This is a genomic window from Micromonospora craniellae (assembly GCF_014764405.1).
GTDB lineage: Bacteria > Actinomycetota > Actinomycetes > Mycobacteriales > Micromonosporaceae > Micromonospora > Micromonospora craniellae.
In genome coordinates this window covers 4,678,374-4,700,472 of sequence record NZ_CP061725.1, presented here as the reverse complement: position 1 = coordinate 4,700,472, position 22,099 = coordinate 4,678,374, and the positions used below count along the sequence as shown (strand labels likewise).

Sequence of the window (22,099 nt, the reverse complement as noted above, 5' to 3'; positions counted from 1 at the left end):
GTGGGGCTGGTGAGCACGTCGCGTTCCTCGGACTCACCGTGGATCTCCTCGGTGTGGACCAGCCACAGCACCCAGGTCTCGCAGATGACGTCCGTCGCCAGCGAGACCTGGGGGCTCGTGTTCTGGGAGTCCAGGGGTACGCCGTTCGCCGCCGTCGTCGGCCCGGAGGACCGCACCGACTCGGCACCCGTACCGCAGGAGGCCCGGTTCGTCGGCGTCCAGTTCGCGGTCGGCACCGTGCTGCGGACGGCACCCACGTCGACGCTGCTGAACTCGGGGATCGAGCTGCCCGACACCACCTCCGGGCGGTTCTGGCTCGACGGCGAGCGCTGGCACACGCCGCGTGTCGACGACGACGCCGAGGCCCTGGTGGCGAGGCTCGTCCGCGCCGGCGTGCTGGTGCGCGACCCGCTGGTGCAGGCGACACTGGACGGCAGCCTGGCAGCCACCGCGAGCCGCACCGTGGAGCGCCGCTTCCGGGCCGCCACCGGCCTCACCCGGGGCGCAGTCGCGCAGATCGGGCGCGTCCGGGCCGCCGCGGAACTGCTGTCGGCGGGCGCACAGGTCAGCACCGTCGTGGACCGGCTCGGCTACTACGACGAGCCGCATCTCGCGCGGGCGTTGCGACGGTACGTGGGGCGTACCGCCGGTCAACTCCGCAGCGGCGCCGGCGGCGCGATCGCGCTCCCGGCGCTAGCCCACGACGTCGCGTTCCCGGCACTAGCCGACGACGTCGCGTTCCCGGCACTAGGTCGTGTGTCATAAGTGCCGTTCGAGGCGCCGGAGCCAGTTGTCGATCATGCTGATGGTGGCGGTGGCTTCGTAGCGCACTGCGAGTTTGTCGTAGCGGGTAGCCACGGCACGGTGCTGTTTGAGCAGGCTGATGCCGCACTCCACGGCGTGACGCTGCCGGTATGCGCTGGGGTCGAAGGCGGGTGGCCGGCCACCCGCCGAGCCCTTCTTACGACGGTTCGCGGCCTGGTCGGCCTTGACCGGGATGACACAGCCGATACCACGGCGCCGCAGGTAGGTGCGGTTGGCCTTGCTGCTGTACGCCTTGTCCGCCAGGACCCGCTGCGGCCGACACCGGGGCCGCCCGACACCGAGACGAGGCACCCGGATGCGGTCCAGCACAGTGGTGAACTGCGGGCTGTCGCCGCGCTGCCCACCGGTGATGACGAACGCCAGCACCATACGGCCCTGCTCGCAGGCCAGGTGCAGCTTGGTCGTCAGACCGCCCCGGGACCGGACCAGCGCGTGATCCGCCGGCTCGGCGGCGCTGCTGCCGCCCGGCGGCTCGACCTGCGTGTGACTGTCCCGGCGGGCGCCGGCGGCGTGCTGATGCGCCCGCACGATCGTGGAGTCCACACTCACGTCCCAGGAGATCAACCCGAGCGCGTCGGCCCTACCCTGCAACCCGGCCAGGATCCCCGCCCACACCCCCGCCCGCTGCCAGCGTCGGTACAGCCCGTACACCGTGCGCCAGTGCCCATAGCAGTCCGGCACGTCCCGCCACGGCGCACCCGTACGGACCCGCCACCTGATCCCGTCAATGAGCTGCCGCTTGCTCCACTTCGGCGGCCGACCCGGCTTCTTCCGCCCGGGCAGCAACGGCTCCAGCACCGCCCACTGCGCGTCGGTCAGGTCGTGCCGCCTCGTCACCACTACGCTGGCCACGAGGTCTCCGTGCAGATGGTTGTCTTGGTCGATAACCCATCTACCGGAGACCTCACCGCATATCGATCACCGACACACCCAGCCGATCACCTCACAGCAGGGCCACGGGCACTTATGACACACGGCCTAGCGGACGACGTCGTAGACGGCCTTGAGCACACCGTTGCCGTAGGCGGCGGACTCGCGCAGCGCTAGCCGCTGCTCCCGCTGCTCCCGCCGGGGGAACACGCTCTTGCCGTCGCCGAGCAGCACCGGAAAGACCAGCAGGTGGTACCGGTCGATCAGCCCGGCCTCGGCCAGGCTCCGCGCGAGTTCCGCGCTGCCGTGTACGAAGATCGCCCCACCCTCGGTCTCCTTGAGCGCGGCCACGTCGTCCATCGACCGCAGAACGTACTGATCACCCCAGTCACCGACCAGCGCGTCCTCCCCGAGCGTCGAGGACACCACGTACTTCGGCAGATCCCGGTAGGCCACGTGGTCCTCGGACTGCGGCCAGATCGGTGCGAACGCCTCGTAGCTGCGGCGTCCGAACATCAACGCGCTGGTCTCGGCGAGTTCCTCACCCTTCAGCGAGTACGCCTCGGGGTCGAACTCGGTCCGGAGCACCCATCCCCCAGCGGGGTGCCCTTCGACCGTACCGCCGGGCGAGTCGACGATCCCGTCGATCGACATGAATCCCGTCCACACCAGTTCGCGCGTCACCACAGTCTCCGCTTCGGTCCTCGTAACACCTGCACCTCGGCCCGAAGCTCCCACACCCCGCGCCACACGAGTGACGCTATCGCCCCCACCCCCACCGGTCTTGTACGAAACCGACACCACCCCCGGACGACCGACGCCCACCCGACGGACCGGGCCCACCAGAGCTGACCAAGGAGTTCGCGCCCTCCGTCCTCTCCCTTCGCGACCAAACTTCTTGATCAAGTTTCCAAGTCTGTCGGACGGTGCCGGGGCGGCGGTGTGCTTGTGATCCTGGGGAGGGTGGGGAGTTCTGTTGTCGCTCCGACGACAACAGAACTCCCCACCGACCTAGACCAGGGCGAGAAGACCCCGATCCGCTAGCGCTAGCGCGAGGACGTCGTAGCCGGCCTTGAGCACGCCGTTGCCGTAGGCGACCGACTCGCGCAACGCTAGCCTCGGCCAGGCAGCGCGCGAGTTCCGCACTGCCATGTACGAAGATCACCCCGCCCTCGGTCTCCTTGAGCGCGGCGACATCGTCCGTTGAGCGCAGGACGTGCTGATCGCCCCAGTCGCCAACCAGCGCGTCCTCGCCGAGCGTCGATGACACCACGTACTTCGGCAGATCCCGGTAGGCCACGTGGTCCTCAGACTGCGGCCAGATCGGTGCGAACGCCTCGTAACTGCGGCGTCCGAACATCAACGCGGTGGTCTCCGCGAGTTCCTCACTCTTGAGCGAGTACGACTCGGCGTCGAACTCCGTCCGGAACACCCATCCCCAGCGGCCCCTCGACGGTACCGCCGGGCGAGTCCACGATCCCGTCGATCGAGATGAATCCGATCCACACCAGTTCGCGCGTCACCCCCACCCCCACCCCCACCCCCACCTCCACCCACCAGAGGTTGATCAAGGAGTTTGTGCCCTCCAGCCACCCCTCCATGACCCAAACTCCTTGATCGACCGAGTTGAGCCGGGGTGGGGGTGGGGGTGGGGGTGGGGGTGGGGGTGGGGGTGGGGGTGGGGGTGGGGGTGGGGGTGGGGGTGGGGGTGGGGGTGGGGGTGGGGGTGGGGGGGTGGGGGTGGGGGTGGGGGTGGGGGTGGGGTTTTTGAACGAGGTTCAGTCAGTGTGTTAGGGTACCCTTATGTCCGCTTCCGCACCGGAGATCCCGGGCCTGGCTGCTCCAGGGTCGCTGCGCCGGCTGTTCACGCCGATCCGAGGCCACCTCGCACTCTGCGCGATCCTGTCGGCACTGAGCGCTGCGGCGGGGATCGTGCCCTACATCGCGGTCGCCGAGATCGCGCGGGTGATGCTGGAGAACCCCGCTGGCGCGGCGTCGACCGTCTGGACCTGGGTGGCGGTGGGTGCGGCTGGGGCGGGCCTGTGGCTGCTGCTGGCCGTGCAGTCGGCCCGGGTCGGCCACTTCGCAGACGCGTCACTGCTGCACGACCTGCGCCGACGCATCGTTCGGCATCTTGGTTCGCTTCCGCTGGGTTGGTTCCGCGCGGCAGGCTCCGGCAAGGTCAAACGGGCCATGACAGGCGACCTCGAAGAGATGCACGAGGTCATCGCGCACGCCCTGGGTCAGTTGACCGGCGCGGTCACCGTGATCGCGGTCGGTGCGGCCTACCTGTTCGCGGTGGACGCCCGGATGACGCTGATCGCGCTGGCCGTACTCGCCCTCATGGCGTTGTTCTATCGGATAGCGATGCGCTCCATGACCACCCACATGAATCGCCTGATCGCCGCCGAGGCTCGGATCAGCGCGGCGAGCATCGAGTACGCGGACGGCATCCAGGTGGTCAAGACCTTCGGCACCGGCGGTCGGGTGCTGCGCCGCTTCGACGAGGCCGTTGACGAGCACACCCGGGCGTTCGCCGACTGGGTTGCCGAAGTGCAGTACAGCTCGGCGATGTCACGGTTGTTCGGTTCGGAGATGGCCGTACTCGCCGCCGTCGCCGCGACCGGCCTCGCGTTCGTCGCGGACGGCACGCTGGGCGTCGCCGACCTGGTGGCCTTCCTGGTCGTGGCCGTCGGTTTGCCCACGTCGATCCTGCCCGCCGTATCCGCCGCCCAGGGGGTCCGCAAGGGGCGGATGGGAGCGGCCAACATCGAGCGGCTGCTGTCCCGAGCCCCGTTGCCGGAACCAAGTCTGGCAAGCACGCCGACCGGGCACGAGGTCGAGTTCGACCGGGTCACCTTCTCCTACGACGGGGTGACCAACGCCGTCGAGGACGTGAGTGCCGTCTGTCCGCCGGGCAGCGTGACCGCGCTCGTCGGGCCATCCGGCGCGGGCAAGACCACCCTGGCCAGCCTGCTGCCCCGCTTCTATGACGTCACCGACGGTGCGGTTCGTGTCGGCGGGGTCGATGTCCGGTCCATTCCATCGACAGAGCTGCTGTCATCGATGTCGCTGGTGTTCCAGGATGTCGCCCTACTTCGTGACAGCGTCGCCGAGAACATCAGGATCGGCAGGCCGGGTGCCTCTGACGACGAGGTCCGTGCCGCTGCGACGGCCGCGCACATCCACGACGTGATCGAGCTTCTGCCCCAGGGGTACGACACTCCTCTCGACGGCGGCGGGGGAAGCCTGTCCGGTGGTGAGCGACAGCGGTTGACGATCGCCCGGGCGATCCTGTCCGGTGCGCCCGTGGTCGTACTGGACGAGGCCACCGCCGCGCTGGACCCGGACAGCGAGGCCGCAGTACAGGATGCGCTTGCGGGCCTGGCCGACGGCAAGACCGTCATCGTCATCGCCCACCGGCTGCACACGATCGTCGGAGCCGACCAGATCCTGGTGCTCGACGGTGGCCGCCTGGTCGAACGCGGCTCCCATGACGACCTCCTGGCCCACGGGGGTCTTTACGCCCGGATGTGGGCCGCGCAGGAAGGTGTCCCCGCATGATCCGCAGGCTCTACCGGCTCTGGCCGCAGCCGCGGCTTCTCGCCCGTCTGTGGCTGCTCACCGCGCTCCAAGCGGTGCTCCAGGGCGCGCTGCTCGGCATGCTCGTGCCGATCCTCGACGCCATCGTGGCGCCCGAGCCCGACTTCGCGACCGCGACACCGTGGCTGGTGGCCGGCGCAGTCGCGGTGGCCCTGTACGCGGTGCTCAGTGTCGTGTCGTCCCCAGTGGGCTTCGCGGCGGCGGGCGTCCTCGCCGCACAGCTCCGGCGCAGGCTGATGCGACATGTGAGCACCCTGCCACTCGGCTGGTTCACCGCCGACAACAAGGCCAGGTTCGCCCGGGTCGTCACCGCCGATGTGGGCAACGCCGCGCACCTGGCGGTGACCATCGGCGGGCCGGCCATCACCTCCACCCTGCTACCCGCCACCATCGTCGCGGTGACCTTCGCGGTCGACTGGCGGATGGCGGTGCTGTTCTGCGTGATCGCCGCCGTGGCCTACTGGGCTCTGCAACGGGCCGCGCGTATCTCCGCCATCGCCGAGATCGAACTGGAGATCGCCGCGACTGCGGTCGCGGGCCGCGCCATCGAACTCGGCCAGGCTCAGCCGGTGCTGCGCGCCGCCGGCCAGGTCGACGGCACCCCGAGGATGCGCGCCACTCTGGAGAACCACCGCGAGACCTACCGCGAGGGTATGCGCCGGGCGCGGCGGCCCTTCTTCGTCTACACCGCCGTGGTGATGGCGGGTTTCGTGGCGGTGCTGTCGCTGGCTGCCTGGCTGCTGCTCAACGGTCACGTCAGCGTGGCGGCTGCGGTCGCGCTGCTGGTACTGGGGGCGCGCTTCCTGCAGCCGCTGGGCAATCTGATCGACCTCATCGGGGCGCTGCGTGCGTTGACCAACCAGATCACTCGCATCGAGGACCTGTTGGCCACCCCGACCCTGCCCGCACCCGTGGATCCGGTACCCGCGATCGCTGCGGCCGACATCGAGCTACGTGATGTCGTGTTCACCTATCCGGGCGGCGACTCTCCGGCCCTGGCCGGCGTGTCATTGCGCTTCCGGGCCGGTACGACCACCGCCTTGGTCGGCCCGTCCGGCTCAGGGAAGACGACGGTGACCCGACTGGTCGCCCGGTTCTTCGATGTCGACGCTGGGCAGGTGCGCGTCGGCGGCGTCGACGTCCGCGACCTCGATCCGGCGGTGCTGCTGGACGAGATCGCCATCGTCTTTCAGGACGTGTACCTGTTCGACGACACGATCGAGAACAACCTGCGCCTGGCCTGTCCGGATGCCGATTGGGCAGAGATGGAAGCAGCGGCCGCTGCCGCCCGGCTGGACGAGGTGATCGCCCGTCTGCCGAATGGCTGGAACACCTGCGTCGGGGAGGCAGGCGCGCAGCTCTCGGGCGGTGAGCGCCAGCGAGTGGCCATTGCCCGGGCGATACTCAAGAAGGCCCGCATCGTGCTCGTCGACGAGGCCAGTTCGGCGTTGGACCCGGAAAACGAGGCCGCCGTCACACAGGCCATCGCCAACCTGGGTAACGCTCCCGATCGCACCGTGGTGGTGATCGCCCACCGCCCCGCCACGCTGGCGGCGGCCGACTACGTGGTGTCCCTGAACCGCGGCCGTGTCGACGAGATCGGCACACCTTCCGAGTTGCTGGCCACCGGTGGTGCGTTCGCGCGGCTCAGTAGGCAGTACGAGCGGGCCAGGCACTGGCGGATCGCGGGCGCGGGACGCTGATCACACCGTCAGGGCTCAACTCGGAGGTACCGGTGGGCGAGGTCGGTGATGCTGGCGATCAGGTTGTCGGCGAGCTGGTCGATCTCGTCGGTCTGGTGGTGCAGCAGCATGTGGGTGGCACCGTACCAGGCACTGTAGATCAGGTTCGCGGCCATCGCCGGGTCCGGGGCGTCCTTCGGTGCGTCCCGACGCTCGGCGATGAGCTGCCGGAACGCGTCCAGGTGAGGGTTCTCGGCGTCGAGCGCGACCTGAACCGTGGAGTTGGCATTGATCGGAGTGTGGTCGTACAGCACGTCGTGCAGTTCAGCGTGCACCACGTAGGCGCGCACCGCGTCGCTGAGCCAGGCGTCCAGACGGCCCACCCAGTCGTCCTCGGGCAGGGCCCCGACTGCGGCGTCCTGCCGCCGCGCCAGCCGGTCGTTGAACCGGGTACGCAGTGCCAGCATCAGATCTTGTTTGGAGCCGAAGTGAAGATAGAAGGTGCCGATGGCGACGCCGGCGCGTTCGGTCACCTCGTCGATGCGGGCGGCGTGGATCCCGCGTTCCACGAACACCTGCTCGGCGGCATCGAGCAAGTCGGCGTAACGCTCCTCGGCGGGCTTGGTGCGAGGTCTGCCCGGCGTCGACCGGCGTCGGGGGCTCATACCGACGATCCTAGAGGATGTTGGATCTAGAAACTTCACGTGTCATGGCGCTTTACCGGATAAACAGGGCTACCACACGAGGTCTCCGTCGCCATCCGATGGATCGATCAGCCGGTGAGGTCGGGGACGGCGTCGACGAGCGCGGCGTTGATCTCCCGCGACAGCGGGGTGATCCCGGTGACCCGTAGGCCCGCGCGGGCCAGCAGCGCGGTGTACTCCGCCCCCGTCCGGCCACGTCCGCCCAGGGTGACCAGCATGTGCAGGTCGGTCAGGTAAGGGTTCTCGACGGCATGGTTCGCCACCTCGGCCGTGGCCAGGGCGGGCAGGACAGGCTCCACGATGAGAAGCCTGCCGTGGTCGGGCATGGCGGCGCGGCAACGGCGCAGGATCGTCTCGGCAGCGCTGTCGTTCCAGTTGAGCACCACGTTCTTGATGAAGTAGAGATCCGACCCCTTGGGCAGTTCGGCGAAGAAGTCACCCGCGACCGCGCGGCAGCGGCCCGCCAGCCCCGTCCTGGCGATGGTCTCCTCGGCCCGTGCCACCCCAGCTGAGGTCTCGAAGACCGTTCCGGTGAGGTGCGGATGCAACGCCAGCAGTGCGGCGAGCAGGGTGCCGTCGCCACCACCGACATCAGTGATCGAGGTGAAACGGCCAAAATCGTAGTCCGCCGAGATCGCCGCAGCCATTGCCGGAGGCTGCGTTCGCCTACTCATCGCGGCGTGGAACAGCGCCGCGAGTTCGGGGTGCTCGGACAGGTAGTCGTAGACCGGCACACCGTGCTCGACGTCGAAGGCGGGCTGGCCGCTGCGCAGCGAGTCGTCCACGTTGAGCCAGTTGCGCTGGAACACCTGGGCGGTCAGGAAGGTCACGAAGTCCAGCAGGGAGGCGGGATGCCCGGAACGGAGCAGGGCACCGGCCTCGGTCAGTCCGAACCGGCCGTCGGAGTGCTCGGTACACAGCCCCAACGACGCCAGGACCCGCAGGAGCCTGGTCAGAGACTCCTCCGGCAGCCCGCAGGCGGCGGCCAGAGCTGCGACCTCGGCGTCACCGTCACCGATGCGCTCGGCCAGGTCCAGCCGCGCCGCGAGACCGATCGCCTGGGTGGCGAGCGTGCCGAAGACCGCCGAGATGACGGTACGACGCGCGTCGTCGGGGGCGGAGCCAGTGGTGTTCGTCATTTGGTCTCTCCCAGAGGATTCGATGGGTCAGCCGACGATGACGGCCTTGTCACGCATGAGGAAGTCGCCGAGGTAACCCTCGTGCGGCATGCCTGGTCGCGTCCACGTGGTCGGGTGGTCGCCGACGTGCACCTTGTCGATGGTCGGTTCGGCGACCACCGCCTCGATGAGGTCGACGGCTGACTCGACGCCACCGGTGAGGACGGTCAGCGAGAGGGTGTTTCGAAGCGGCTGGATGCCGTCACGCTGGCGATGCCACGGCGCGACCCACACGCACGGAAAACCCATTTCGATCCGCGCCTGCGGTGCGCCCGCATGTGCGAGCAGGAACACCGCGGGCCGCAGCACCGCGGAGCCGTCGCCGAGGTCGTCCACGGCGGGCGCCCCGTGCAATGCCCGTGCGTCGCCCACCCGGCTCGCCAGGTGATCCCGCACGGCCCGGGCGTTGGCGGCCGTGCTCACCGGCAGTCGGGCACCCTCGTCGGCCGGCGGCAACGACGGAATCCGGTTCAGTCGCAACGCAAGGGCCTCGGCTACGGCTGTGGCGTCACCTTCGACGAACACCGAAGTCGCGTTGACGCAGCCGGTGCCCGCGTGCCCGGCGACGGATTCCACGATCGTGTCGAGGTGGGCTGTGGCATCCGTACCTGCGGTGATCAGGACCTTTGAACGGCCCGGCCCGAACGGCAGCACCCGCGTCCCCGTGCCGTACTTGCCGACGACACCGTCCGAGCCGAAAGCGATGGCCAGATCGGCCTCGGCGACCAGACGATCCGCCGCCTGGTGGTCGGTCGGGAGCAGGACTGCCTGATCGGCACCGTAACCCGCCTGCCGCAGTGCGGAGACCAACCGGTGGGCGGTGAACGGTTCGCGCTGTGACGGACGCAGAGCGACGCGGTAGCCCAAGGCCAGGGCGTCGATCCACGCCGTGTGGACGGCGGCGGAGTTGGCAGGCGCATGCACGGCCAGCACCTCACCGCGTCGCGTCCACACCCCACAGCCGTGCCGGACGCGGTCGTCGCGCCAACTGTCCACTGTTCCGATCGGCCGGGCTTGACGTGCGCTGTCGTACGCGGCCCCCGCGTATCGGGCGACCATGTCGACCGCGTCGCGCACCACGGAGATCGGAGTTCCCGCAACGGACGCGACGGTGTGGCAGTGCTCATCCACCCCCACTCCGTCGACGTCACCGTCGGCGAAGATGCGGCCTGCCTCGGCCAGCAGCGCTGCCCGTTCGTCCGGCCCCGGCGGTACGGCCCGTCGCAGCACCCGCACAGCGCGCTCGGCGAACAGCCAGGGGACCAGACACAGCTCGGCCACCTGCGTGCCAGTGACATCGATGACCGGCTCGGACCGCCTGGTGTGGTAGGGCCCGGCGGGGCCGAGCGCGGGAATTCTGGTCGGCGCCGCAGCACGCGTCACGTCAGTAGACCCCCTCGATGACAGCGGTGTCGCCGAACTCCTTGACCGGTGCGAACTCCGACACCGCGTCGCCCGGATAGCCGTGCCGGTGCGGGTGGCGGATGCCGGTGTCGCGGTCGAGGTTGTTGGGCAGGAACAGGTTGCGGGTGATGTGGTGGGTGAGTACCTGCCCGCGCTCCCCGTACGCGACCGGTCGCCGAGTCGCCGGGTCGATCACCGAGAACATGGCGAAGGGCGACGGTGGATCGAAGATCGGTGGATGGCCGGCAGTCGTGCCGGGACGCTCCGGCATCGCGCAGAAGATCATGGTGCTGCCGAAGATGCTCACCATGTCGACCTCGGGAAAGACCTCCGAGCGCAACAGACCTCTGGTGTCCTCGTCCATCGACGTCCCACCGAAGATGATCGTGTTCACCTTCTGGTTCACCAACTCGACCAGGTGTTCCCGGGCACAGAGCGCCTCGATGAGGGGCGGGGTGATGACCATGACGCCGATGGCCTGGCTGCGCAGCACCCACTCCACCTGGTCGATGATGTGGGTGACGTAGCCTCTCAGCTCGTCGACGGCGCCACGGGCCATGCACCGCTTGGCCCACCGGGGGTCGAGGTCCACGGTGAAGAACACGCTGCCGAACCGGGCGGCGGTGTCCCGGGCGAGGATGCCCGCCATGTGCGGTCCCGCGGGCATGACACCGAGCCAACTGTCGCCGTCGGCGATACCGTGCTCGACGAGACGGTGGTGGTACCAGGCCCAGGACTGCTCCACCACGTCGGGCAGGGCGAAGACCCGCTTGGGCGCACCGGTCGTGCCGCCACTCTCCCCCACCACCGGCGGCACCGCCAGGTCTTTGACCTCGCCATAGCCCCGGGGTATCAGGTCCTCGATTCGAGTATCGCGCAGGTCGTCGACGTTGTTCGGGAACAGGGTGAGGTCATCGACGGTACGGACGTCCGTCAGCGGGTCGAAGTGGAGACTCTTCGCCCGTTCCAGCCAGAACGGCGAGCCGGTGCGCTCGTCGAAGTGCCATCGCATGGCCTCCTCGATGAGATCGGTCGCGGACGGCGGGCTGTCCCACGGTGTGTCGAGCGCGGACGCGGGTCCGGTCATGTCTGCTCCTCGGGTTCGGCGGGCGCGGTCGCACCCGGGGTTGGTCCACAAGGGACAGACGTCCTACTCCCCTGCCGAAAGCTACAAGTCGGGACCGGCACGGGGCCACAGCCGAGCAGTCATCCGGTCGTCCGGGTGGTGTAGAACCCTGGTTCTAGCCGTATTGCCCGGCCGGAAAACGCCTGGTTAGCCTGCTGCGAGTGCGGCACCTGGTGCGCACTCGTCCGAGCGGGAGAGGGACATGCCTGGTACCGGTTACGACGTCATCGTGGTGGGGGCCCGCTGCGCGGGCTCCCCGACCGCCATGCTGCTGGCCAGGGCCGGGCATCGGGTTCTGCTCCTGGACCGCGCGCGTTTTCCCAGCGACACCCTGTCGACACACCTCGTACATCCGCCGGGGGTCGGAGCGCTCCGCAGATGGGGTCTGCTCGATCGGCTGATCGCTACCGGCTGTCCGCCCATCCACACCTACGCGTTCGACTTCGACGGCCCGGTCATCGCCGGCAGCCCGGGCCCCGCCGACAACCCCGTCGCGTACGGTCCACGCCGGATCGTGTTGGACAAGCTACTGGTGGATGCCGCGGCCGAGTCGGGCGCGGAGGTCCGCGAGGGATTCGTCGTCTCCGAGGTCATTTTCGACGAGAACGGCCGGGTGACCGGAATCCGCGGCCGGGAACAGAACGGACCGCTGGTCACCGAACGCGCTCGGGTGGTGGTGGGCGCGGACGGACTGCACTCGACGGTCGCGCGCGCGGTGGAGGCGCGGCACTACAACGAGAAGCCGCGCCTGATGGTCGGCTACTACTCGTACTTCAGCGGGCTGGACCTGGCGGGCGTCTTCAGAGCGCACTCGCGCCCGTACCGTGCTTTCGGGGCGTGGCCGACGCACGACGGTCTGACGCTGGTCGGCGGGTGTTGGCCGTATGCGGAGTTCGCCGCAGTGAAACGCGACATCGAGGGCAGCTACCTGAGCAACTTCGCCCTGGCGCCGGCTTTCGCCGAACGCATCGCGGCGGCACGCCGCGAGTCACGGCTGGTGGGCGCGGCACTGCCGAACTACTTCCGCACACCGTACGGGCCTGGCTGGGCTCTGGTCGGCGATGCCGGGTACTGCAAGGACTTCTTCACCGCACAGGGAATCAGCGACGCGTTCCTCGCTGCGCAGTGGTGCGCTCACGCGTTGGACGAGGCACTGTCCGGACGGCGCTCCTACACCGAGGCGATGGACGAGTACCAGGAGGTCCGCGACGCGCACGCCCGCCCCATCTACGACTTCACCATCGGGTTCGCCGCATTGGAGCCGCCGTCGCCGGAGTTCGCGGCGTTGCTGTCCGACATCGACGGCAACAGCCAGGCGATGGACGCCTTCGCCCAGGTGAACTCCGGCGTGTTGTCCCTTGCCGACTTCATGGCCGAATGGGGCTAGCTACGCCCGCTGTAGCTGCCGATTCGCCCCGGGCCTGAGCTTGCCGATCAGCGGTCGGGGCCGGTCAGGTGGCCACGACCATATGGAGGGTGGCGTCCACCGCCCGGATCTCGCGTATGGTCAGGCCCGCCCGCTGGATGACTTCGAGCAGCCCGGCCCAGGTGTGCTTCTGCCCGCCGGTGACCACCAACATGCGCAGATCCATCAGGGTGGCGAGCCTGTTGCCAGCGGCCTCATCGGCGATGTGCTCCACGATCACCATGCGGGCACCCGGTGGAGCGGCGGCAACCGCATTGCGCAGGATCCGGACCGAGCTGTCCCCGTCCACGCCGAGGATGTTCTTGAACAGGTAGACGTCGGCGCGTACCGGGATCTCCGCGAGACAGTCACCGGCCACCAGATCGACGCGTTCGCCAAGTTCACCATCGGGCCGCAGCCGGGCGTCGACGTTCGCGATCACCGAGGGCAGGTCGAGCAGGTATCCGCGCAGCCCGGGGTGGCGGCGCAGGAGCGTCAGGAGCACGATCCCCTGCCCGCCGCCGATGTCGGCGACGCTGCGCGCGTCGGCCAACGACAGCAGATCGGCCAGCACCACCGCCGCGGCCCGGCTCTGCTGGGTCATCGCACGCTCGAAGGTCCTGGCCGACTCCGGCCACTGGCGGTGCAGATGCTGGTAGAACCGACTGCCATACGCGGCGGTGAACACCTCATCCCCGGTGCGTATCGCTTCGGCCAGTTCGCCCCAGAGTGCCCAGTTCCACGGCTCGGTGCACCAGCGCACGACGTCGACAAGGCTGTCGTCCGTGTCCGAACGCAGGGCCAGCGACAGCGATGTGTGGACGTACCTGCCGGCACCGCGTTCGGCGAACACGCCGTGTGCCGCCAGCGACCTCAGCAGCCTGCCCAACGCCGCCGGGTCAGCGCCGACCGCAGCAGCCAGCTCAGCCGCCTCCATCGGCGTCTCGCCCAGCACGTCGGGCAGGTGCAGGGTAACGGCCGCCCGGACAGCCGCCGCGTGAGCCGCGCCCAGCGCCAACTCCATGAGCCCGGTCACCACCGAGCCGGCCGTGTCGTCACCCATCGCCTCCGCCGTCCTTTTCCGCCTACGCGGGCGTCGATCCCTGCTTCGGAGAGACCGGCCGCCTCTCATGCCACCGTCACCAGCCGTTCGCCGTCCTGGTCACGCAGGATGGAGCAGATGTCACGCAGGGCAGCCTCGGTCTGGGTGATCTCGTCGTCGGTCAGGCGGATCGACGGCTCGAACCGGACGGAGTTGGTACTCGGCCCGACCGGCAGCAGCCGTACCCGGTGCACGCGCAGCACATAACCCGCCAACGTATGGCCGAGCCCACCGGCGCGCGCCTTCTCGGCAATCACCTCGGAACCGTTGCGCGCCTGGTCGGCGAACTCCATCCCGAGCATCAGGCCGATGCCGTTGACGGCGGTGACCACCGCAGGAAAGTCGGCGGCCACCTTGTCGAGCATCGCCCGCAGGCGCCGGCCCCGCTCGGCGGCCGTCCGATAGGCAAGCCCATCGTCGGCCTCAAGCATGTCGAGCACTTTCGCCGCGATCGCCGTCGACAAGCCGTCCTTGGCAAAGGTCGAGCTGTGGATCACCTCGAACGCCGGGCGGAACCGATCCTGGCTGAACAGTGCCACCGAGGCCTTGGTGATACCTCCGCCGAGGCTCTTCCCCAACGTGTAGTAATCGCCGCGCAGACCAAGGTGGGAGCTGGCCAGGAACGCGCCCGTCCGGCCCATGCCGCTGTGGATCTCGTCCACGACCAACGGGCAACCCAGCGCGTCGCACGCCGCCCTGATCTCACGAACCAGGTGCTCACTGAGCGGACGCATACCGTTGGCGCCCTGCACCGGTTCGACGAAGAACGCGCCGACGGCGGGAAAGTCCCGGGCGACCATGCGCGCCACCCCACCCGCAAGCTCGATGTCCAGCAGGATCTGCCGCAACTCGTTCACGGCGGGTCGGATCGCCTCAGGGCGCTCGGGGTCGAGAAAGCGGACTGTCGAGGCCAACGCGGTGAACGGCGCACGCCACTGCGGACTGTGGGTTAGCTGCACGCTGGCCGCCAGTTTGCCGTGGAAGGCGTGCGTCAGCGCCAGAAAGACCGGCCGGCCCGCCGTCACCTCGGCGTTACGGCGTTCGACGGCGGCGATCAGCGCATCGAACTCGGTGACGTCATGGGGCAACCCGTCAGCCGGGCCCGTGACCTCGATTCGGTCGACCGTCCCGGCGCGTACGGCTGCCCGCGCCTTGTCGATGTTCGCCTCGATCTCGGCCACGAGCGCGGAGATCCGTTCCTGCCGTTCCAGTTCGGCATGTTTGAGGCAGATCTCGATCGCCTCGGCGCCGGTGTTGGCGAACACGGCCGAGTAGGCACGCTCGTCGCCGGTCTCCCGCCGTACGATGGAGTTCAGCTTGGCGGCGATCTCGCTTGTCGGTGACTGCACGGACAGTTGGGCGAAGACCGGAACCTGCCGGTCAAGGCATTCCTTGGCAAAGGCGACGATCTCCGGATCATGATGTCCGAAGATCAACGAGCCGAACCCGCAAATGTGGTCGAGCACGGGCACCTCGACGCCGTTCTCGTTGAGATACAGGGTGTTCCCGGCAGCCCTGGTGTACTCCACTCCCAGCCCCACACTGGTCAGCCATCCGTTCAGCACGTGGTCGGCGTAAAGACGCTCGCCGGCGGGAACAGTCATCGGGTTCCTCTCATCGGGCCGAATGATTCGGATCGCTGTGTCGAAAACGTCCACACGTCGAGCCGATTTCGACCCTAGGCACGGCGGATCGGCGCAGGCAACGGGTTCTAAACCCTGCGACCCACAGGCGCTTCGACCTTTGTCGTGATTGCCGATCGGCGAGCGCACTGACACCGTGATGACTCATGGCCCGCGACGATTCCCGGCAGCCCGGCGAACATCCGCACTCCACTACTATCCCGGTCGTGACCTCCGGCGACCTGCGCTACGAGGCGCTCTGCCGCGCCTACAACTACCGGTTCATCGCCAAGCCGGACCATTTCGTGCTGGCGCGCACCACCCAGGACGTCGAGGCAGCGGTGCAGGCAGCAGTCACGGCGGGCAGGCGGGTCACCGTACGTTCGGGCGGGCACTGCGGGGAGGACTTCGTCGCCGCGCCGGACGTCGATGTCATCGTGGATCTCTCGGCCATGTCCGGGATCTCCTTCGACCACGATTTCGGCGCGTTCGCGATCGGAGCGGGCGCGACGGTCGGGCAGATCACCCGCGAACTGTTCCACCGATGGGGGGTTACCGTTCCGTGCGGGTTCTGCCTGGGCGTCGGTGCAGGCGGACACATCAGCGGCGGCGGTTACGGGCCGCTCTCGCGCAGGCTCGGTCTCAGCGTCGACTACCTACACGCTGTCGAAGTGGTGGTGGTGGCTGCCGACGGCACGGTGTCGACGGTGCTGGCTACCCGCGACGACGACGATCCGAACCGGGACCTGTGGTGGGCACACACCGGCGGCGGCGGCGGAAATTTCGGTGTGGTCACCCGCTTCTTCCTGCGGTCCCCGGACGCCACCGGCACCGACCCTGCCGACCTGCTGCCACGCCCACCCGGCGTACTTCACATCGCCGAGGTGAACTGGCCGTGGGCAGAACTGACCGAAGTCGATTTCGTTCGGCTGACCGGCAACTTCGTCCGCTGGCAACTGGCCAACAGCGCCCCCGACTCCGCCGACATCGACATCTACGCGCTGCTGAACTGCGTGCACCGCGCCGCAGGCGACGTCGCCATGCACGCCCACGTACCCGACGAGGCCGTCGGATCGTACGACCGGCTGACCACTTTCCTCGACGCGGTGAGCGACGGGGTGGGCGTTCCGGCGGTGGTCCGGCGGCGCTCTTTGCCATGGATGGCGGCCACCCGTTACCTGGCGGTGCCGGAGACCGGGCCGTTCGCCGTGGGTCTGCGCTGCAAGGTGAAGTCAGCCGACCTGCGCGGCGCCCACACCGACGAGCAGCTAGCCACCGCTTACCGCCATCTCACCAGCGAGGACCATCAGACGACGTACTCGGCCCTGGAGTACATCGCATACGGCGGACGGGTCAACAGTGTGCCTTCCACGGCGACCGCCGTCACGCGTGAGGCGGTGCTGCGGACCTTCTACATCACCCTGTGGCACGACCCGGCCGACGACGACCGTCACCTGCGGTGGATCCGGAAGTTGTACCGGGACGTCCATGCCACGACAGGTGGTGTCCCGGTGCCGGATGCGACAAACACCGGCGCATACATCAACTACGCCGACATCGACCTCGCCGATCCGCTGTGGAACACGTCAGCCGTTGCCTGGCACACCCTCTACTACGGGTCGAACTACTCTCGGCTGCGGGCAGTGAAGGCGAGGTGGGATCCGCGCGACGTGTTCCACCACAGGCTGTCGGTGACACCGGAGAGGTGATCACGCCGTTCGTTCGGCGCCGTCGAGCGTAGGGACACAGCCCGTCCGTCCGGTCAGGCGCGAACGCACCGGCACCACGATGGGCAGACCGGTCCCGGGGTCGGTGATGACGTGTGCTTCGAGGCCGAAGACCTCAGCCAGCAGCGCGGGGGTGAAGATCTCCTCGGGGGTGCCCTGAGCGGCGATCTCGCCTGCGGCCATCACCACCACCAGGTCACTGAATCGAGCGGCCAGGTTGAGGTCGTGCAGGACCATCACGACGGTACGTCCGCGCTCGTGGTTGAGGCGCAACACCAGGTCCAGCACATCGACCTGGTGGGCGAGGTCGAGATAGGTGGTCGGTTCGTCGAGGAGCATGATCCCGGTGTCCTGGGCGAGGGTCACCGCGATCCAGGCGCGCTGACGTTGGCCCCCGGAGAGCCGGTCGAGGCGTCGCTCGCCGAGGTCGGCGATGTCGGTCAGGATCAGCGCCTGCTCCACCGCCGCCTCGTCGTCGGGCGACCATTGGCTGAACCATCGTTGGTGCGGGTGGCGGCCACGGCTGACGAGATCCCGGACGATGAGGCCCTCCGGCGCGGTGGCGCTCTGCGGCAGGAGGGAAAGCAGGGTGGAGACCTCTCGGGTGGGGATCGCGTGCAGCTCGCGGGCGTCGAGGCGCACTCGGCCCGCCGTGGGAGTCAGGATGCGGGCCATCGTGCGCAGCAGGGTCGACTTGCCGCAGCCGTTGGGACCGATGATGGTGGTGACCGCACCATCCGGAACGTCGAGGGTGAGATCCCGGACCACCGGATCGCCGCCGTAACCGACCGTCAGGTTCTCGACCCCGAGTCGGGTGTTCATACGCTGTTCCTCCGGTTGGCACGGATCAGGAGCCAGATCAGGTACGGTGCCCCGACGGCAGCGGTCACGACGCCGGCTGGCACACCTGCGGGCAGGACGGAACGGCACACCAGGTCGGCGGCGACGACCAAGCAGGCGCCACAGACCATCGAGGCGACCAATGGGGGCCGGGATCCCCCGGTGAGGCGCAACGCGATCTGCGGCACAGCGAACGCCACGAAGTCCAACGGCCCGACCGCGGAGACCGCAGCCGCGGCGAGCAGCACGGCAGCCAACAGGGTGAGCGCCTGGACACGCTGTAGCCGCACACCGAGACCTCGTGCGGCGTCATCGCCGAGCTGAATGGTGTTCAGATGCCGAACGAGCAACAGCGCGAGCGGAAACACCACGACGAGGACGACGGCGACCGGAAGTGCGTGGTCCCAGCCACGGCCGTTGAGGGTGCCGAACAGCCACACCTGGGCGCTGGCCGCGTCCTCGACGCTGGCGACCACCAGCAACCATTGGGTCAGGGCCGTCAGCACGGCCCCGACAGCGATTCCGACCAGCACCAGCCGGCGTGGGTCCAGCCCTCGCCGCCAGCCCAGGATCCACAGGAGCCCGGCCGAGGCGAGGCCGCCCGCCAGCGCTGCGGGCATCAGCCCCACCCGTTGCATGGTGCCCTCGACCAGGCCCGCACCGTAGCCGCCGGGCGTCGCACCGACGATCACCACAACGGCGGCCAGCGCCGCGCCCCGGGTGACACCCAGGATGTCCGGACTGGCCAGCGGATTGCGGGCGAAGGTCTGGGTGAGCGCACCGGAGAGGCCGAGCGCGGCTCCGACCAGGACCGCCACCGTGGTCTGTGGCAGACGGAACTCCCGGACGAGCAGTGCGTTGGGGTCCTCGGCCACCAGGAGCGCGCGCAACGCGGCGAGAAGGCCGATCTCGACGTCACCGGTGCCGAGGTCGGCGGCGACAAGAATGACCAGCAACGTCGCGGCGGCGAAGGTGGTGGCGACGACGCGCGCGGACGCCACCAGGGACGCTGGGCCGAAGCGCAGCGCGAGGTGAGCCCTCATATCGTCACCAGTCGGCTACGACGGACGACAAGGACGAAGACCGGACTGCCGATGAGCGCCATGACGACACCGACCTGCACTTCCGACGGCAGCGCGATGACCCGGCCGATGGTGTCGGCGAGGATGAGCAGCATCCCTCCGAGTAGACCCGAGAAGGCGACGATCCACCGGTAGTCGACGCCGCACAGGGCACGGGCCACGTGTGGGACGGTGAGGCCGATAAACCCGATCGGCCCACACGCCGCCGTAGCCGTCCCGGTGAGCACGAGGATGGCGCCGACGCCCAGGACCTTCTGCCGTACCGGATGCTGGCCCAACGACCGGGCGACGTCGTCGCCGAGTTGCAGCAGGTTGAGCCCGGGTGCGCTCAACGCCGCCAGCAGCACGCCGAGCAGTAACAGCGGCAGACACTGGTAAAAGATGTCGATCCCACGGCCGAGGAGGGTCCCCGCGCCCCAGACGCGGTAGGCGGCGATCGTGTCGCCATCGCGTATGACGAATGCTTGGGTGAAAGCCATCAGTAGCGCGCTGGTCGCCGCCCCGGCGAGGACCAGCGACAGCGGGTCTGGACCACCGCGCCCCGCCGCGATGGAGAGTACGGCCACCGTGGCCACCCCGGCCCCGGCCAGCGCGAACCACAGGTAGCCGCCAATGTGGTCGACGCCGAGCAGGGCGATGGCGAGTACCACGGCCAGTGCTGCACCCGCCTCGATACCCAACAGGCCGGGGTCGGCCAACGGGTTTCGGGTCTGCCCCTGCATCAGTGCTCCCGCCATGCCGAGTGCCACCCCGACCGCGAAGGCGAGCACGGTGCGTGGCACACGCAGGTGATGCACGATGATCGCCGCCTCGCTACCGTCTGGGTGGACCAGGACGGAGAACACGGTGTCGGGTGCGATCCCGCCGGAGCCGACCGCGATGCTGAGTGCGACGACGACGGGAAGCGCGGCGAGCAACATGCCGAGCCGGCGCCACCGCTCTGCGGAGCCGGTACGCCGAGTCAGCGGACGCGCCCACGGGCTCGTGCGGGAGATCATGCCAGGGGTGCGGCGCGTGTGGCGACGATCGGCATCAGGCGGCGGCCTTGCGCAGCTCGTCGAAGAGGGCAGGACCCGCAGCCCGGCCGGTGATCTCTCCGTCGTCGAGCAGCACCGAGCGGATGTCTGCGAGGATCCACGGCACGTCGAAGGACGCAGCCCCGAACCAGGCACCGAAGTCGACCTCCGCGACAGTGGCGTCGCCGACGTTGAACAGCGGATTGTCGAGCGGATCCGGCGCACCGTACTGGACCGAGCCGGTGAGAACGAACACGATCGGTGCGACGAGTTCGCCGAGCTTCTCCTCACTGACCATCGTGTAGCCGTACTCGGCGTCGGACTTGTCCTGGCCATGCGTCGCCGGTCGGGTGAACCCCAGCTCGGCCAACAAAGGCCCAGCCGCGCGGCCGGAGCCGTAGGCGCAGAACGAGCCGGCACCGCAGGCCGACATCAGCGACACGGACTTGCCGGTGAATCCTGCCTTGTCCAGGTCGGTCCGCACGGCGGCGGTCTGCTGTGCGAGGTGTTCGACGATCGCGGCGGCCTGCCGGTCGTGTCCGGTGACCTGGCCGAGCTGGGTCAGCGTCTCCTTCCACGTCGCCGAGCCCTTGACCACGAAAACCGGGGCGATCTTCTGTAGTTCCGTCACCAACTCGTCGCTGTCGGGAGTCTGAGCACCGACGATGAGGGCGGGCCTGGCCTGCACCACCAGTTCGAGCTTGTCCGGCTCGACCAACGCCACCCCCTCCCGGTCGAGCAGGTCGTGGCGGGCGTCGAAGGCGTCGTCGTTCTGATGGGTGAACCGTCCGGAGTGGGTCGGGCGGACCCCGATCTGTAGGAGTTCGGTGGCTGTGCTCGGGTCGAGCGCCCAGATCTTCTGGTCGGTCACCGGCACGGTGACATCGCCGTACGCACCCGGGAGCGTGACCTGCGCGGCCGGGGCGTCCGCCGGGGTGTCGGCTGCGGAACCGCAGGCAGTGAGGACGAACGCGAACAGGGCGACCGCAGCGCCCACGCGAAAGCGGCGGTGATGAGCGGTGACGAGCATGGGTGGATCGAACTCCTTGTGTACGTGACGTCGAGCTGTCGCCTGACCGGAGACAGCGACTTAGGCATGCCTTACCTGACTGGTATCTTGGGACTTCAAGATGACTTGATGTCAACAGGTGGGGTGCTGGACGACATGAGCGATCCAATCGGTGTCTCCATCGGCCAGGCCGCCGCCCTGTACGGTCTCGTCCCGTCGACCTTGCGGTGGTGGGAGGCCGCAGGCGTGCTCCCCGAGCCGCCGAGGATCAACGGACGCCGGGTCTACCCTGAGACCGAGCTGCGCCGGATTGGGCTGGCCTACCTGTGCTGCGTGGTCGGCGGTATGCCGTTGGATCGGGCAGCGCTGGTCACCACCGGTACACACCCGAACCAGGAGTGGCGATCGGCGGTACGCGAGCATGCCGGGGTGGTGCAGGCCCGTATCGCCCGGCTACGCAGCGCGCTGGGCTATCTGGCCCACCTGACCCTCTGCCCAGACGACAACGTGGTGCGCGACTGCGAGCACCTGGACGAGGAACTGAGCGCCCACACCCCGCGCGGACTCCTCACCGAGGAGAATCTGGTCATGGCTGCGCGCACACTTCCGCTGACGCCCACCCGTCCACGACGTGACGAAACAACGCACGACCGTGACGAAATTCCGGCCGCTTCGGACAGGTGCACGGTGTGCGCTGGCGCACTGGTCCAGCCCACGCGGGGACGCAGGCGGATCTACTGCTCGTCCGCCTGCAGACAAGTGCGCTACCGAACGGCTACCCGCCACCCAGCAGAAGATCTGCCGTAACCCAGGTCCGTCCGCAGCGGACTGTGCTGTGTGGACAGTTGCCTTGAAGCCGGGTTCAACTGACACACTCGGCAAGGCTGATTCGACAGCCGAACAC

18 protein-coding genes and 1 pseudogene are annotated in these 22,099 nt (G+C 68.8%); 6 read left to right on the top strand and 13 right to left on the bottom strand.

What is annotated here, in order from left to right:
* Entirely contained in the window at positions 1-765 is a 765-nt protein-coding gene (locus tag ID554_RS21360) for a helix-turn-helix domain-containing protein (protein ID WP_117231429.1), read from the top strand.
* Here the strand turns inward: ID554_RS21360 and ID554_RS21355 are convergent.
* From ID554_RS21355 to ID554_RS21345, 3 genes and pseudogenes are all read right to left on the bottom strand, one after another.
* On the bottom strand, positions 760-1,677 hold the full coding sequence (locus tag ID554_RS21355) for an IS5 family transposase (RefSeq protein ID WP_191088595.1): 918 nt from the start codon (positions 1,675-1,677) through the stop codon (positions 760-762). The genes ID554_RS21360 and ID554_RS21355 overlap by 6 nt on opposite strands.
* Before the next feature lie 126 nt (positions 1,678-1,803).
* On the bottom strand, positions 1,804-2,379 hold the full coding sequence (locus ID554_RS21350) for a dihydrofolate reductase family protein (RefSeq protein WP_117226400.1): 576 nt from the start codon (positions 2,377-2,379) through the stop codon (positions 1,804-1,806).
* 424 nt (positions 2,380-2,803) lie between these two features.
* A pseudogene (locus ID554_RS21345) lies at positions 2,804-3,218 on the bottom strand (dihydrofolate reductase family protein); the annotation flags it as partial.
* 280 nt (positions 3,219-3,498) lie between these two features.
* Between ID554_RS21345 and ID554_RS21340 the strand changes: the two are divergent.
* The gene (locus ID554_RS21340; RefSeq protein WP_117225883.1) at positions 3,499-5,259 is read left to right on the top strand and encodes an ABC transporter ATP-binding protein; all 1,761 of its coding nucleotides are present in this window, start codon (positions 3,499-3,501) and stop codon (positions 5,257-5,259) included.
* Positions 5,256-7,001, top strand: a complete 1,746-nt coding sequence (locus tag ID554_RS21335; protein ID WP_117225884.1) for an ABC transporter ATP-binding protein — start codon at positions 5,256-5,258, stop codon at positions 6,999-7,001. The genes ID554_RS21340 and ID554_RS21335 overlap by 4 nt, the downstream gene beginning before the upstream one ends.
* Positions 7,002-7,009: 8 nt before the next feature.
* Here the strand turns inward: ID554_RS21335 and ID554_RS21330 are convergent, their stop codons facing one another.
* The 4 genes from ID554_RS21330 to ID554_RS21315 all read right to left on the bottom strand — a co-directional run bounded on the left by ID554_RS21330 (position 7,010) and on the right by ID554_RS21315 (position 11,353).
* The gene (locus tag ID554_RS21330) at positions 7,010-7,645 is read right to left on the bottom strand and encodes a TetR/AcrR family transcriptional regulator (RefSeq protein WP_117225885.1); all 636 of its coding nucleotides are present in this window, start codon (positions 7,643-7,645) and stop codon (positions 7,010-7,012) included.
* Positions 7,646-7,752: 107 nt separating this feature from the next.
* Positions 7,753-8,823, bottom strand: coding sequence for a methyltransferase (locus ID554_RS21325; protein WP_117225886.1), 1,071 nt, complete (start codon positions 8,821-8,823; stop codon positions 7,753-7,755).
* Positions 8,824-8,850: 27 nt separating this feature from the next.
* The gene (locus ID554_RS21320) at positions 8,851-10,245 is read right to left on the bottom strand and encodes an aldehyde dehydrogenase family protein (RefSeq protein WP_117225887.1); all 1,395 of its coding nucleotides are present in this window, start codon (positions 10,243-10,245) and stop codon (positions 8,851-8,853) included.
* Between the two features lies 1 nt (position 10,246).
* Positions 10,247-11,353, bottom strand: a complete 1,107-nt coding sequence (locus ID554_RS21315) for a phenylacetate--CoA ligase family protein (protein WP_117225888.1) — start codon at positions 11,351-11,353, stop codon at positions 10,247-10,249.
* Between the two features lie 241 nt (positions 11,354-11,594).
* Here ID554_RS21315 and ID554_RS21310 point away from each other — a divergent pair, with 241 nt between their 5' ends.
* On the top strand, positions 11,595-12,779 hold the full coding sequence (locus tag ID554_RS21310; RefSeq protein ID WP_117225889.1) for an NAD(P)/FAD-dependent oxidoreductase: 1,185 nt from the start codon (positions 11,595-11,597) through the stop codon (positions 12,777-12,779).
* 64 nt (positions 12,780-12,843) lie between these two features.
* Here the strand turns inward: ID554_RS21310 and ID554_RS21305 are convergent, their stop codons facing one another.
* Together ID554_RS21305 and ID554_RS21300 are read right to left on the bottom strand one after the other, a co-directional pair.
* Positions 12,844-13,860: a methyltransferase gene (locus ID554_RS21305; RefSeq protein WP_117225890.1), complete on the bottom strand. Its 1,017-nt coding sequence runs from the start codon at positions 13,858-13,860 to the stop codon at positions 12,844-12,846.
* Positions 13,861-13,925: 65 nt separating this feature from the next.
* Positions 13,926-15,557 carry an aspartate aminotransferase family protein gene (locus ID554_RS21300; protein ID WP_223884172.1) on the bottom strand — a complete coding sequence of 544 codons (1,632 nt, stop codon included), beginning with the start codon at positions 15,555-15,557 and terminating at the stop codon, positions 13,926-13,928.
* Positions 15,558-15,748: 191 nt separating this feature from the next.
* Here ID554_RS21300 and ID554_RS21295 point away from each other — a divergent pair, with 191 nt between their 5' ends.
* On the top strand, positions 15,749-17,230 hold the full coding sequence (locus ID554_RS21295) for an FAD-binding oxidoreductase (protein ID WP_199489119.1): 1,482 nt from the start codon (positions 15,749-15,751) through the stop codon (positions 17,228-17,230).
* Here the strand turns inward: ID554_RS21295 and ID554_RS21290 are convergent, their stop codons facing one another.
* Genes ID554_RS21290 through ID554_RS21275 form a run of 4 tightly spaced genes read right to left on the bottom strand, consistent with a single transcriptional unit; the run spans position 17,231 to position 21,216 of the window.
* Positions 17,231-18,070, bottom strand: a complete 840-nt coding sequence (locus ID554_RS21290; RefSeq protein WP_117225893.1) for an ABC transporter ATP-binding protein — start codon at positions 18,068-18,070, stop codon at positions 17,231-17,233.
* On the bottom strand, positions 18,067-19,131 hold the full coding sequence (locus ID554_RS21285; protein ID WP_117225894.1) for a FecCD family ABC transporter permease: 1,065 nt from the start codon (positions 19,129-19,131) through the stop codon (positions 18,067-18,069). The genes ID554_RS21290 and ID554_RS21285 overlap by 4 nt, the downstream gene beginning before the upstream one ends.
* Entirely contained in the window at positions 19,128-20,168 is a 1,041-nt protein-coding gene (locus tag ID554_RS21280) for a FecCD family ABC transporter permease (RefSeq protein ID WP_117225895.1), read from the bottom strand. The genes ID554_RS21285 and ID554_RS21280 overlap by 4 nt, the downstream gene beginning before the upstream one ends.
* Positions 20,169-20,202: 34 nt before the next feature.
* Complete coding sequence (locus ID554_RS21275) at positions 20,203-21,216, bottom strand: ABC transporter substrate-binding protein (protein WP_117225896.1); 1,014 nt, start codon at positions 21,214-21,216, stop codon at positions 20,203-20,205.
* On the opposite strand from ID554_RS21275, the gene ID554_RS21270 reads away from it, so the two are divergent.
* The gene (locus ID554_RS21270) at positions 21,199-22,002 is read left to right on the top strand and encodes a MerR family DNA-binding transcriptional regulator (RefSeq protein ID WP_199489120.1); all 804 of its coding nucleotides are present in this window, start codon (positions 21,199-21,201) and stop codon (positions 22,000-22,002) included. The two genes, ID554_RS21275 and ID554_RS21270, sit on opposite strands and share 18 nt — an antisense overlap.
* Positions 22,003-22,099: the final 97 nt, after the last annotated feature.